At 71.9% G+C, this 12,672-nt stretch carries 9 protein-coding genes and 2 tRNA genes; 6 read left to right on the top strand and 5 right to left on the bottom strand.

The window, feature by feature from the left end:
* Window positions 1-4: 4 nt before the first annotated feature.
* Together ABT008_RS10960 and ABT008_RS10955 are read right to left on the bottom strand one after the other, a co-directional pair.
* Complete coding sequence (locus tag ABT008_RS10960; protein WP_350695516.1) at window positions 5-3,019, bottom strand: hypothetical protein; 3,015 nt, start codon at window positions 3,017-3,019, stop codon at window positions 5-7.
* Window positions 3,020-3,156: 137 nt separating this feature from the next.
* Window positions 3,157-3,765: a helix-turn-helix transcriptional regulator gene (locus ABT008_RS10955; protein WP_350695515.1), complete on the bottom strand. Its 609-nt coding sequence runs from the start codon at window positions 3,763-3,765 to the stop codon at window positions 3,157-3,159.
* A 219-nt stretch (window positions 3,766-3,984) separates the two neighbouring features.
* Between ABT008_RS10955 and ABT008_RS10950 the strand changes: the two genes are divergently transcribed.
* Entirely contained in the window at window positions 3,985-5,265 is a 1,281-nt protein-coding gene (locus ABT008_RS10950) for a COG1470 family protein (RefSeq protein WP_350695513.1), read from the top strand.
* A 127-nt stretch (window positions 5,266-5,392) separates the two neighbouring features.
* Here ABT008_RS10950 and ABT008_RS10945 read toward each other — a convergent pair whose 3' ends face one another.
* Window positions 5,393-5,632, bottom strand: coding sequence for a DUF6458 family protein (locus ABT008_RS10945; protein WP_350695511.1), 240 nt, complete (start codon window positions 5,630-5,632; stop codon window positions 5,393-5,395).
* A gap of 151 nt (window positions 5,633-5,783) precedes the next feature.
* Here ABT008_RS10945 and ABT008_RS10940 point away from each other — a divergent pair.
* Both ABT008_RS10940 and ABT008_RS10935 read left to right on the top strand, forming a co-directional pair.
* Window positions 5,784-5,856: transfer RNA gene (locus ABT008_RS10940), tRNA-Gly, on the top strand.
* Between the two features lie 40 nt (window positions 5,857-5,896).
* A tRNA-Val gene (locus tag ABT008_RS10935) sits at window positions 5,897-5,968 on the top strand.
* A gap of 207 nt (window positions 5,969-6,175) precedes the next feature.
* On the opposite strand, the gene ABT008_RS10930 is transcribed toward ABT008_RS10935, so the two are convergent.
* Both ABT008_RS10930 and ABT008_RS10925 read right to left on the bottom strand, forming a co-directional pair.
* On the bottom strand, window positions 6,176-6,850 hold the full coding sequence (locus tag ABT008_RS10930) for a polysaccharide deacetylase family protein (protein ID WP_350695509.1): 675 nt from the start codon (window positions 6,848-6,850) through the stop codon (window positions 6,176-6,178).
* A 243-nt stretch (window positions 6,851-7,093) separates the two neighbouring features.
* The gene (locus ABT008_RS10925) at window positions 7,094-8,716 is read right to left on the bottom strand and encodes a glycoside hydrolase family 43 protein (protein ID WP_350695508.1); all 1,623 of its coding nucleotides are present in this window, start codon (window positions 8,714-8,716) and stop codon (window positions 7,094-7,096) included.
* Between the two features lie 255 nt (window positions 8,717-8,971).
* Between ABT008_RS10925 and ABT008_RS10920 the strand changes: the two genes are divergently transcribed.
* The 3 genes from ABT008_RS10920 (at window position 8,972) to ABT008_RS10910 (ending at window position 12,483) form a co-directional block, all read left to right on the top strand.
* On the top strand, window positions 8,972-10,267 hold the full coding sequence (locus tag ABT008_RS10920; RefSeq protein ID WP_350695506.1) for an extracellular solute-binding protein: 1,296 nt from the start codon (window positions 8,972-8,974) through the stop codon (window positions 10,265-10,267).
* A 46-nt stretch (window positions 10,268-10,313) separates the two neighbouring features.
* Entirely contained in the window at window positions 10,314-11,333 is a 1,020-nt protein-coding gene (locus tag ABT008_RS10915; protein WP_350695504.1) for a LacI family DNA-binding transcriptional regulator, read from the top strand.
* A 124-nt stretch (window positions 11,334-11,457) separates the two neighbouring features.
* Window positions 11,458-12,483, top strand: a complete 1,026-nt coding sequence (locus ABT008_RS10910; protein ID WP_350695503.1) for a LacI family DNA-binding transcriptional regulator — start codon at window positions 11,458-11,460, stop codon at window positions 12,481-12,483.
* The last annotated feature ends 189 nt before the right edge of the window (window positions 12,484-12,672 follow it).

Genomic DNA, 12,672 nt, shown 5'->3' with positions numbered 1-12,672 from the left:
GTCGTCACCAGCTGCGGCGCAGCAGTCCGGGCGGTTGCTGGGCCGGCAGCACCACCAGGAAGGGGGTGTTCACCGGGCGGAACCCGGTGCCGGTGGCCACCGCCCGGCGTTCGCCCAGCCGGTCCTTCGGCAGCACCAGCACCTGGCCGGTGAAGGTGCCGTCGGCGGCCGGCCGTACCGGTGCGGCGGTCGCGGTGATGCCGATGTCCCAGGCCAGGCGCACCGGTTGGCGGGGTGGGAAGTCGAAGCCCCGGATCGTGGCGACGAAGCCGGGCGGTCCGATCCCCGGCACCGCCTCGATACGCGGCTGGAGCACCCGCAGCCGCGCGGTGGCGGTGTCGTTGTCCGGGTCGGCGTTGCCGCCGGTGGTGGAGACGGTGCCCCGGACGGTCGTGTCGAGGGCCGCGCCGGGGGCGAGCGTGCCGCCCACCGTGGCGGCAGCACCGGGGGCGAGGTCCGGCACCGGGCAGCCGTCGTCGCGGCAGTCGGGCAGGAGCCCACCGGCCGGTACCCCGTCGGGCAGGCCGGCGCGGACCCGCAGGCCGGTCGCGGTGGTCCCGCCCGCGTTGCGCACCGTGTACCGGACGGTGACGACGCCGCCGACGTAGCCCGGCTGCGGGTCGACCGAGACGGTGATCGTCGGGTCGGCCGGACTGTCCGGCGGTGCGGGTACGACCCGGACGGTGGTCACCGTGGCGTTGTCCGACGGGTCCGCGTCGGTCGGGCTGGTCTCGACCGACCAGCCCACCTCGAAGCTGCCGGGAGCGTCGCCCACCAGGTCGACCCGGACCTCGACGGTGCGTCCCACCTCGACGCGGCCCAGCGCGCAGCGCAGGGTGGCGAGCACGCACTCACCGGCCGACGTGTCGAGGCCGGTCACTGACAGCCCGGCCGGTACGCGGAGGGTGCCCTGGACGTCGTCGGCGGCGGTCGGCCCCTGGTCGGTGACGGCGAACCGCAGCGAGGTCCGCCCGCCGACCGTGGTGGTGGGCGCGGGTGCCGACACGCTGGTGGCGACGTCCACGCGGCGCTGCCAGCTCGGCTCCTTCTGCCGTCCGGGCAGGTGCCCGGTGAGCGGTCCGACGGTGCCGGCGGCCAGGTCGTAGCTCCACAGTGCCTCGGGCGAGTTGTTGCCCTCGGCGCGGCGGGCCGAGAAGGCGAGCCGCTGGCCGTCCGGCGACCAGGCCACGTCGCGGGGCTGGTGCGGGGCGTCCTCGCGGTCGGGCACCGGCAGGGCGCACGACCCGCCACCGGCGGGCAGCAGCAGACGGCAGTCGCCGTCGTCCAGGTCGAGCAGGACCAGGCCGTCGGCCTCCCGGTTGAAGGCCAGCCGGGTGCCGTCCGGCGAGAACGCCGCGCTGTCGTCGACGACCGGGCACCCGACGCCGCAGATCGTCTCGGTCAGGTCGGTCTGGTCGAGGCCGTTGCCGGCGTTGGCGGTCCAGATGTGGGTCGACACCTCACCCCGGTAGGTGCCTCGGGTGAAGGCGATCCGGGTGCCGTCGGGCGACCAGGCGGGCTGGGTGTCGTCGAGTCCGGCCAGCGGTGCCGGGACCGGCAGGTCCAGCAGGAGCTCCCCGCTGACGGCGTCGACCACCTCGATCCGGGAGGGGGTACGTCCTCCCGGGCCGTCGCCCGGCGAGTTGCGGACCAGGGCCAGCCGGGTGCCGTCGGGCGACCACGCCGGGTCGGTCTCCCGGTCGCCGCTGCCCCGCCCGGCGATCGGCAGCAGCCGTGGCCGACCACCGTCGGCGTCCACGATCCACAACCGTTCGGTCCGTACGCCGTCGACCGTCTCGAACCGGGTGACCGCGATCTGTCGCCCGTCCGGCGAGTACGCCTGCCGCTCGAACCACGGATCACCGTCCACCGGCTCCCAGAGCAGCAAGGAGTTGTCGAGCGCCCCCGGGTCCTCGCGGAGCACCGATACGCCCAGGTCGCGCGGGTCCACCCCGTCGGGCCGGATGTCCTGGAGGGTGGCGGTGGTCCGGTCGAGGGCGCTGGTCCGGCCGACCAGCAGGGACTCGGTGTCGCTGCCGGGCGCGGCGTACCAGGTGGGATGGCTGACGTCGCGGTTCTCGTCGAGTCGCGGCACCACCACGCACTGACACACGTCCTCCTGCACCAGCACCGAGTAGACCCGGTCGACGTCACCGCTCGCGCTGCCGTCGGGCAGCGTCCGGCTGACGAACGCCACGGTGGTCCCGTCGGCGGTCCACGCCGGCTGCCGGGCCTGCCAGCCGCCGGGCAGCATCTGGGTCCGCGCGGTGCCGTCCGGGGCGATCAGCCACACCTCGGGGGCCGGTTCGGCCGGCCCGACCGTGTAGGCGAGACGTCCGTGCTCCGGGTTCGGGTCCCAGGCCGGCTCGGCGGCCCCGGTCGCCTCGGTGGTGACCTGGGCGACCGGGCCGCCGTCGACGGAGATCCGATAGACCTGGGGGAGCGTGGCGTCGCCACGCAGGCCGGCGAAGGCCAGCGTCGTGCCCTCCGGTGACCAGGTCGGCCACCTGTTGTCGCCGGTGCCGTCGGTCACCCGTCGGCTGTCGCCGGTCGCGACGTCGACCACGAAGACGTCGTGCGCGCCGTCGGCCCGACCGGCGGCCGAGCTGTACGCGATCCGGGTGCCGTCGGGGGAGAGGACCGGCCGGGACTCGTCGGTCGAGTTCCGGGTGACCCGCAGCACCGGGCCCGTGCCCCGCCGCAGGTAGACCTCAGTGGTGCGCGCGTCCCGCCGGCCCACCCAGGTCACCGCCGACCCCCGGGCCGACACCTCGTCGTCGAAGTGGCCCGGGCCGGTGCCGAAGAACGGCGCCGCCGTCGCCGAGGAGCCCTCGCCCGTGACGACACCGAGGCTGCGGTGCCCGGTGCCGGCGTACGCGATCCGCTGGCTCAGATCGTCGTTCGGAGCCGGTGCGGGTGGCGCGGTCGGGGCCGGTGCGGGCGCGGCGACGGCGACCCCTGTGGTGGGTGGCGGCGCGGCGACGAGCAGCACGGCCAGGACGACAGGGAATCCGATCATGCGTCGCACGTGGACCTCGCGAGGCGTACGTCGTACGGGATGGCCACCGTCATCCTCCGGTGCTCCGGCGTCCGGCCGCCTCGGCCTGCCGGGCACCCGAGGGGGCATCCGGCTCCGCCCGTTCAGGCAAACACGCCTCAGATCAGGCCGTTGCGCAGCGCGTACGCCACGGCGTGCGCCCGGTTGCGCAGTTGCAGCCGACTGGTGACGTCGTGCAGGACGTTCTTCACGGTCCGCTCCGAGTACGACAGCTTGCTGGCGATCTCCCGGGTGTCGAGCCCGTCCGCGACCAGCCGCAGCACGTCCACCTCCCGGGTGCTCAGCCCGAGCAGGGTGAGGCCGCGTGGTTCGAGGACCTGCCGCTGCAACCGCCCCATCTGGGCCATCAGCCGACCCAGCAGGTCCGCCGGGAGCGCGCCCTCACCACGGGCCACGGCCAGCACGATGTGGCTGAGTCGTTCCGCGCTCGCCTCGGTGCGGCGGACCAGCCCCACCACGCCGTGCTCCACCGCCTGGGACAACCCGGCGTCGTCGATCCGGGCCGGCACCAGTACCAGTTTGGCCGGGCCGGTCCGGTGCAGGCGGCGCAGCAGCCGGATGGCCGACTCGTCGAGGACGTCGACGACCACCAGCGAGACGCTCTCCGGCGTCTCCCGGCCCGGCTCGATCACCCACAGGTCCGGTCGGGCACGCAGTTGGCTCTCCACCCCCGACCGCGAGATCGGGTCCTCCGCGTGAACGCTCACCGTGACACGCTGCATCCTCAGCCTCCCCCACACCTCGACGCCCGGACCTGTTCGTCCGGCCCGGACGGCGCGGCACGGCGGGTGCCGCGCCGGTCCGCAGAGCATGACCGGCGTGACTTCGCGTGCACCTAACGTGGACCTAACGGGCAACGGTTCTGCCCGTGCCGGTTCCCCGCCGGACGGTCGGCAGGCGTCGCCACCCGCCTAGCGTGGGCGGACATGAGCGTCTCGTTGGGTCTGGTGGACACCCCGACGGTGGTCGTGCCGGGAGAAAACGTCGACATACCGGTGACGATCCGCAACTCGGGTGACGTCGTCGAAGCGTACGACCTCGCCATCGTCGGCGTACCCGACGCATGGGTGACGTTCGATCCACCCCGGGTGTCCCTCTATCCCGGCGCCAGCCAGACCGTCGTGCTCACCGTCCGTCCGCCCCGGTCCTCCGAGGTCCGCGCCGGGGACCTGCCGTACGGCGTGCGGGTGGTCCCGTCGGAGGCGCCGGAGACCGCGACGGTCGAGGAAGGCGTGCTGACCATCGCGCCGTTCTCCGAGGTGGGCGCCGAACTCCGGCCGCAGGTGCGGCGGGCCCGGCTCACTGCCCGCTACCGCCTCGCCGTCGTCAACGGCGGCAACATCGGCGAGGAGTTGACCGTCTCCGCGACCGACGGGGCGGAGCAACTGCGCTTCACGGCCCGCCCGCCGGCGATGATCCTGGCCGCGGGCGAGCAGTACCAGGCCGGGCTCCGCGTACGGACACGGCGGCTGCTCTGGCGCGGTACGCCACGTCACCTGCCGTTCCGGGCCCTGCTGACCGACCGGGACGGCCGCGCGATCACCCTGGACGGCACTCTGGTGCAGCAGCCCGTCCTCTCCGGGTGGCTGCTCAAACTGTTGGCGCTGTTGTTGGCGTTGCTGCTGCTCCTGCTGGCGCTCTGGTTCGGCCTGCTGCGCCCGGCGGTGCAGTCGGCCGCTCAGGAGGCCGCCGACGAGCGGGTGGCGCAGGCCGCGACCCAGATGGAGGCGTCCGCGAACGAGGCCGCCGGCCAGGCGGCCCGGGAGGCCGTGGCGCAGGAACGGGCCGAAACCCCCGCCGCGCCGCCGGCGAGCCCGTCGCCGACCCCGGCGGCCGCCACCGGCGGTGGGCAGTTCGCCACCGCGCTGACGCTGCGGACCAACCCCGGCAGCACGGCGTCCCGCAGCTACACGGTGCCCCGTAACCGGGTCCTGCTGCTCACGGACTTCCTGGTCGACAACCCGCAGGGGGACACCGGCACGTTGACCATCACCGCCGACGACGTGCGGGTGGTCACCTACGGCCTGGAGAACTTCCGCAACCAGGACTACCACTCGGTCACCCCGATCCGGGTACCGGCCGGAGCGCAGGTGACCCTCACCATCGAGTGCCGGCAACCCGGCACCCCGGTCGGCGCCGCCACCCCCCGGACCTGCCAGGAGGGGCTCTACCTGAACGGCATCCTGAACCGGACCAGGCAGAGCTAGACCGCTGGCACCCGGTCCCTGGCCGGCACGGACAACGATGGCGGCCACCGTGCACGGTGGCCGCCATCGTCGTTGCCTCGGCGACCGATCAGCTCCCTCGGCCGCCGACCCGACCGTCGTACGCCGCTCACAGCGGCGGCGCGACGTCCCGGCGCTCCTCGACCCGGCGGTACTCCGCCGGCTGCTTGGTGGTGACCACCTGGCGGCGGCGGCCCCAGACCAGGGTCGTCATGATCAGACCGAGTACGCCGGCGGCCATCAGGATCCAGCCGACGACGTCCAGGTCGAGACCACCGATGCTGGCGTTGACCGCGAAGGCGAGGATCGCGCCGAGCGCGAGCAGGAAAACACTGGTTCCGATACCCATGACAGCCTCCTTCTTCCAGGGGCGCGGTGTGCTGTCGTGAGGGTCTGTACCCCGACGGTGACCGGCACAATCACGTCGGGAAGCGGGGTGGGCGGTCGAGCGATCTTGTCATCGGGTAGAGTTGGCGCGTCCCCGGCACTTCGCGGGGCACGCGGACGTAGCGCAGCTGGTAGCGCATCACCTTGCCAAGGTGAGGGTCGCGGGTTCGAATCCCGTCGTCCGCTCGCAGCCTGCCCACACCCCTCGGGTGTCGGCGGTCTCCACGGGCGATTGGCGCAGTGGGAGCGCGCTTCCTTGACACGGAAGAGGTCACTGGTTCAAACCCAGTATCGCCCACCGCCGTACCGCACTAGGCCACTGTCACCGGACGAAGATCTGGGTACCCACACGGAGACCTCAAGGTCGTGCTCGATCCTGGATCGAGTGGTTATGGTGCCGCCGGTGAAGCCACTCGATCCCGGATTGAGCGTGATCTTGGCTGGGCGGGCCACACGCTCCTCGGCTATTCGCCCCCGTCGAGGGAGCAGGCTGAGCTTCTCGCCGTCAGTGACGTCCGCTGTTGTCGGGCAGGGCGAAGCGCCATCCAGCGGTACGTGCCGACGGCACGAAGCGGTCCACCGCGTCGACGGTCTGGCTCCGGTCTCCACCCCCGTCGTGCAGCAGCACCACCGCGCCGGGTGCGGCACCGTCGGTGAGTCGCCGCAGCAGTTCGTCGGTGCCGGGTGGCTCCCAGTCGGTGACGGCGAGCCGCCACCCCATCGGCCGCATGCCGAGCGCGGCGGCGACGGTGGGGGTCTGACCCCATGCGCCGTACGGGGCGCGGAAGTAGCCGACCCGGGTGTACGGGACGGCCTGCCGGATCACCGCGTTGGTCTCCAGCAGGTCCGAGGCGATGCGTCCGGCGGCCCAGCCGCTCATGTCGTCGTGCCGCATCCCGTGGTTGCCGAGCACGTGGCCCTCGGCGGTGATCCGGCGGACCACCTCCGGGTACCTGACGACCTGGTCGCCCCGGAGGAAGAAGATCGCCCGGACGTCGTGGTCGGCCAGCACGTCGAGCAGGCGCGGGGTGTGCACCGGATGGGGCCCGTCGTCGAAGGTGAGGCAGAGGACCTGCCCGGTGTCGATCACCTCGACCGGGCGTGCCGGCGGGGGCCCGATGCCCGGCCGTAACGTGACGGCGGGGTAGGGGGCGTGGCGAGACTGGGTGGACGGTGGCATCACCGGTGGCCTTCCGACGAGGTGGTGCGGCGAGTAGGTCGCGTGGGGCGCGGACCCGCCCCACCTGGCACGGCGACGATGCTGCGGTGGCGATGCGGTCGTTCCGGGAGCGTCCGGTAACTTGGTCGAAACGTTACGGCCGTCGATGCCGGGGCGTCAACGGTCGATACGTCCGACTCTCGGCATATTGCCTGCTCAGAGAGCTGGAAAGCGATATCGAAAACTTTCCGGACGCGTCTCCGGTCAGTGTTCGAGGTAGGTGGCGTGGTCGAAGTCGGCGTACCGGCCGTCACCGCCGATGTCCTGCACCCAGAGCCCGAGCAGCGAACCGGTGAAGCCCCAGGCGGTGAACTCCCCGTCGACCATCTCCGTGGCGTGCTCGTCGGAGAGGATGGTGGCGTCCAACTCGACCGGCACCTGCTGCCAGCCGTCACCCAGGTCGTACTCGAAGCGCAACACCGGGCCGTCGAAGGTCACCCGCAGGCCGACCCGGCGGGCGCCGCCGGTGTTGACGGTCAGCTCCGGGTACGCGGTGCGCCGCCCCCGGTCGCAGCTGAGCACCTCCAGCACGACGCGCCCGTCGTCGGCACGGGTCAGATAGAGGTGGTGCCAGTTGCGGGTGTTGTAGTAGCCGGTCACGCCGGCCAGGTGCCGGTGGTCGCGCGGGTCGAACTCGACGACCGTCTCCAGCGAACAGTGCGTCGCACCGACCCGGCGGGCGACCAGGCTCGGGGTCTGCTTGCCGGTCGGCGACTGTCCACCGTGCACCCGCAGGTGCGAGGGTCGGGAGCGCAGGTCGATCCAGTCGTCGTCGGCCGGGCGGCGCAGAGTCGACCAGCACACCGCCAGTTCGGGTGCGTCGAAGTGGTCGACGGCCGGTTCCGCCGGCCACGGGTGGGCCGGCAGGTCCGGAGCCGGGACCTCGTCGGCCGGGATCCCGCCGTCGATGCGGGGCCACCCGCCGGACGGCCAGTCCACCTTCTGCAGGGCGGTCTCCCGCCCCAGCACGCACTTCCCGAGCGGGGTGTACGGGCGGCCGACCAGGTGCGCCAGGTACCAGTCGCCGTGCGGGGTCTGCACCAGGCTGCCGTGTCCGGCCTTCTGCAACCTGAGGTCGGGCCGACCGACGGAGGTGAGCAGCGGTCCGGCGGGGTCGACCTCGTACGGCCCGAACAGCTCGCGCGAGCGGGCCACCGTGACCTGGTGCTCCCAGCTCGTGCCGCCCTCGGCGGTGACCAGCCAGTACCAGCCGTCGCGGCGGTACAGGTGCGGTCCCTCGGTCAGGCCGACGTCGGTGCCGGTGAAGATGACCCGTGGCTCGCCGACCATGCGCTTGCCGACCGGGTCGTACTGCTGGATCTCGATGCCGCCGAAGCGGTCGCGGCCGGGCCGCCACTCGGCGCTCAGCGCGAGCACCCAGGTGGTGCCGTCGTCGTCGTGGAACAGGGCGGCGTCGAAGCCGTGTGAGTGCAGCCGTACCGGCTCCGACCACGGGCCGGCGATGCTCGGTGCGGTGGTGAGGAAGTTCTGCGCGTCCCAGTAGCCGCCCGCGAAGCTGGCCACGTCGCTGTAGACGAGGTGGAACAGTCCGTCGTGGTGGGTCAGGTCGGGTGCCCAGATCCCGGCGGCGTCGTCGCAGCCGCGCAGGTCGAGCAGGCGGCGGTCGGTGACGATCCCACCCAGGTCACGCCAGTGCACCAGGTCCGTGGAATGGTGCACGCGCACGCCCGGATACCACTCGAAGGTCGAGGTGGCCAGGTAGTAGTCGTCGCCGACGCGCAGGATGGAGGGGTCGGGGTGGAAACCGGCGAGGATCGGGTTCCGGATCGACCGGGTGGTGGCCACGTCCGCGGTCTCGGCCGACATGCGCTACTCCTTCAGGCTTCGATCCCGGTGGATTTCCGGAAGTGGGCTGCGGGAACCCGCCAAGATTCGGCTCACCGTAGCCGGTAGTGTCTGCTTGCGACAGCCCTCTTGACCGCGTACGTCGACGCGTCGTAACGTGCCGGCCATCACGTCGAAAATACCGGCAACGGGTTGAAACTTTCGAACTGCCATTCGCGGCCTGTCGCCGATCGCGGTGCCCCCATGCGTACGTCACCGGTTGTCGAAGGGATACAGATGACAGCGCCCGTCTCCCGCAGGTCACTTCTCGGCCTGGCCGGTCTCGGCGCCGGTGCCTTCCTGCTCGGAGGATGCGGCGGGGACGAGTCCGACAACGCCGGTGCCCCGCAGACGATCAACTGGTGGCACATCCAGAACACCGAGCCGATGCTGCCGGTCTGGGCCGACCTGGCGCGGGTGTACTCGGGCCGGCACTCGAACGTGACGTTCGACATCACGCCGCTGGAGAACGAGATCTTCAAGGCCGAGCTGGCCGAGATCACCAAGAAGGGCACGCCACCGGACCTGTTCCAGTCGTGGGGCGGCGGCCTGTTGCGGCAGCAGGTGGAGGCGGGCCTGGTCAAGGACATCACGGCCGACGTGGAGCCGTGGATCGGGCAGTTGCTGCCGGCCGCGTTGCAGCCCTACACGATCGACGGACGGATCTACGGCATCCCGTTCGACGTCGGTATGACCGGCTTCTGGTACAACCGGGACCACTTCTCCGACGCCGGCATCACCTCGCCGCCGACCACCTGGACCGGGCTGCTGGAGGCGGTCGGCAAGCTCAAGGCCCGGGGCATCACCCCCATCGCGCTCGCCGGCAAGGACAAGTGGCCGGGGCACTTCTACTGGGCGTACCTGGTGATGCGTGTCGGTGGCCTGGAGGCCCTGCGCCGCGCGGGTGAGACCGGGAACTTCGACACCCCGGAGTTCGTGGCCGCGGGTGAGCGTCTGCAGGAGCTGATCGATCTCAAGCCGTTCCAGCGGAACTGGCGCTCGGCGGAGTACGGCACGGCGGACGGGCAGGGTGCGGCGATGGGCAACGGCGAGGCCGCCATGGAGCTGATGGGCCAGTGGGCGCCCTCGATCCAGGCGTCGTCGTCGAACAGCAAGCGCGGCATCGGCAACCAGCTCGGCTTCTTCACCTTCCCGACGGTGGAGGGCGGCAAGGGCGACGCCACCGACGCGTTCGGCGGCGGCAACGGCTTCGCGGTCGGCCGCGACGCGCCGCCCGCGACGGTGGACTTCCTGCGCACGCTGCTGCGGTCGGAGAACCAGCGCCGGGCCGCCGAGACCGGTGCCGTGCTGCCCACCAACCTGGCCGCCGTCGGCCGGATCAAGGACCCGAACAACCAGGTGGTGGCGGCGCACCTGGCCGTCGCTGCCGGTTTCCAGCTCTACCTCGACCAGGCGTACCCGCCGGCGGTCGGCCAGCAGGTCAACGACAGCGTCGCCGAGCTGATGGTCGGCCGCAAGCGGGCGGATCAGATCGTCAAGGACATCACCGCGGTGGCGAAGAGCCAGCAGTGACGCCTCCGTCGGCGGCGTCCATCGAGCGAGGAGATGGAGGCGCCGCGTGGCTGCCAACGACAACCGCACAGTGACCATCGCGGCGATCGCCCGCCTGGCCGGCGTGTCGGTGCCGACCGTCTCACGGGTCATCAACGGGCGTTCGGACGTAGCCCCCCAGACGCGTCAGCGGGTGGAGGAGTTACTCACCCGGCACGGATACCGACGGCGTCCGCCGAGTATGCGGGCGAGTTCGGGGTTGGTGGACCTGGTCTTCAACGACCTGGACAGCCCGTGGGCGGTGGAGATCATCCGGGGTGTGGAGGACGTCGCGCACGCCGCCGGGGTGGGTACGGTGGTCTCCGCCATCCACCGCCGCACCTCCTCGGCCAAGCAGTGGCTGGACAACATCCGGACCCGCTCCACCGAGGGCGTCATCTTCGTCACCTCCACGTTGGAGGGACCGCAGCAGGCCGAGCTGCGCCGCCTCAACATCCCGGTGGTGATCGTCGACCCGGCCGGTGTCCCCGCCCAGGACGCGCCGACGATCGGTGCCACCAACTGGGCCGGCAGCCTGCGGGCCACCGAGTACCTGATCGGGCTGGGTCACCGGCGGATCGGGTTCATCGCCGGACTGCCCCAGTTGATGTGCAGCCGGGCCCGGATGGACGGCTACCGCGCGGCGCTGGAGACGGCCGGTATCCCGGTGGACGACCGGTTGATCCAGGTCGGCAACTTCTATCACGAGGCGGGGTTCTCCGGCGGGGTGCGGTTGCTCGGGCTGGCCGATCCGCCGACGGCGATCTTCGCGTCCAGTGACCAGATGGCGTTGGGGGTGTACGAGGCGGTCCGACAGCGGGGTCTGCGGGTGCCGGACGACGTCAGCGTGGTCGGCTTCGACGACCTGCCGGAGGTGCGCTGGTCCTCGCCCCCGTTGACCACGGTGCGTCAGCCGTTGGCGGAGATGGGGATGTTGGCGGCGCGTACGGTGCTGCGGCTGGCCAAGGGGGAGAAGGTGGAGAGCCCCCGGATCGAGTTGGCCACCGAACTGGTCGTCCGGGACAGCGCGGCGGCGCCGAGGAGCTGACCACCCGACGGCCCGAAGGATCTGCCCCACCTCCCGGTATGCGCGTGAAAATTCCGGCACTAGGGTAGGAGTTGTCGGCTGCCTCGCCGGGTGGGTCGCCGTACCGGGTTGGGTGGGTGGAGCTGTGGTTGCCAGAGAGACCCGCAGGGTCACGATTTCGGCGATCGCCGATCTGGCCGGCGTGTCCGTGCCGACCGTGTCGCGGGTGATCAACGGGCGTTCGGACGTGGCTCCCCAGACGCGTCAGCGGGTGGAGGAGTTGCTGACCCGGCACGGGTACCAGCGGCGTCCGCCGAGTATGCGGGCGAGTTCGGGGTTGGTGGACCTGGTCTTCAACGACCTGGACAGCCCGTGGGCGGTGGAGATCATCCGGGGTGTGGAGGACGTCGCGCACGCCGCCGGGGTGGGTACGGTGGTCTCCGCCATCCACCGGCAGACCGCTCCCGCCGAGCAGTGGCTGACCAGCCTGCGCGGCCGGGGCACCGAGGGCGTCATCTTCGTGACGTCCATGGTCGAAGCGCCGATGCGGGCCGAGCTACGGCGGATGGACGTCCCGGTGGTGATCGTGGACGCCGACGGCCTGCCGCCGCAGGACGCGCCGACGGTCGGTGCCACCAACTGGGCGGGCGGCCTGCGGGCCACCGAGTACCTGATCGGGCTGGGTCACCGGCGGATCGGGTTCATCGCCGGGCCGCCGCAGTTGATGTGCAGCCGGGCCCGGATGGACGGCTACCGCGCGGCGCTGGAGGCCGCCGGGCTGGGCTTCGACGACGCGCTGGTCTGCCCGGGCGACTTCTATCACGAGTCGGGGTTCGTGGGCGGCACCCGCCTGCTGGGGCTGGCCGATCCGCCGACGGCGATCTTCGCGTCCAGTGACCAGATGGCGTTGGGGGTGTACGAGGCGGTCCGGCAGCGGGGGTTGCGGGTGCCGGACGACGTCAGCGTGGTGGGCTTCGACGACCTGCCGGAGGTGCGCTGGTCCTCGCCGCCGATGACCACGGTGCGTCAGCCGTTGGCCGAGATGGGGATGTTGGCGGCGCGTACGGTGCTGCGGCTGGCCAAGGGGGAGAAGGTGGAGAGCCCTCGGATCGAGTTGGCCACCGAACTGGTCGTGCGGGACAGCGCCGCCACCCGGTCGACCACCGGATGAGCTACCGATACTTTTCCGGAAGTTGTTGACGCGCGTCTCGGTCGCGACGACGATTTAGCGTGCCAACCTTCGATGAAGGAGCCGGCCAGGGGTGCCCGCCGTGCCCGCGGCACCGCCCTGCCGAAGCCCGTGCCCGGCGCACGCCGTAGGCGTCCGCCGGGCACGGCACCGGACCGGCTTCTGCCCAGG

This window comes from Micromonospora sp. NPDC002389, from assembly GCF_040296095.1.
GTDB lineage: Bacteria > Actinomycetota > Actinomycetes > Mycobacteriales > Micromonosporaceae > Micromonospora.
The sequence above is the reverse complement of the archived record's forward strand: the minus strand, read 5'-3'. Positions and strand labels throughout refer to the sequence as shown.

Bases quoted from the DNA above. Each gene is read 5' to 3' on its own strand.
- ABT008_RS10960 (WP_350695516.1), bottom strand. From the start codon at position 3,019: ATGATCGGATTCCCTGTCGTCCTGGCCGTGCTGCTCGTCGCCGCGCCG.
- ABT008_RS10950 (WP_350695513.1), top strand. From the start codon at position 3,985: ATGAGCGTCTCGTTGGGTCTGGTGGACACCCCGACGGTGGTCGTGCCG.
- ABT008_RS10945 (WP_350695511.1), bottom strand. From the start codon at position 5,632: ATGGGTATCGGAACCAGTGTTTTCCTGCTCGCGCTCGGCGCGATCCTC.
- ABT008_RS10930 (WP_350695509.1), bottom strand. From the start codon at position 6,850: ATGCCACCGTCCACCCAGTCTCGCCACGCCCCCTACCCCGCCGTCACG.
- ABT008_RS10925 (WP_350695508.1), bottom strand. From the start codon at position 8,716: ATGTCGGCCGAGACCGCGGACGTGGCCACCACCCGGTCGATCCGGAAC.
- ABT008_RS10920 (WP_350695506.1), top strand. From the start codon at position 8,972: ATGACAGCGCCCGTCTCCCGCAGGTCACTTCTCGGCCTGGCCGGTCTC.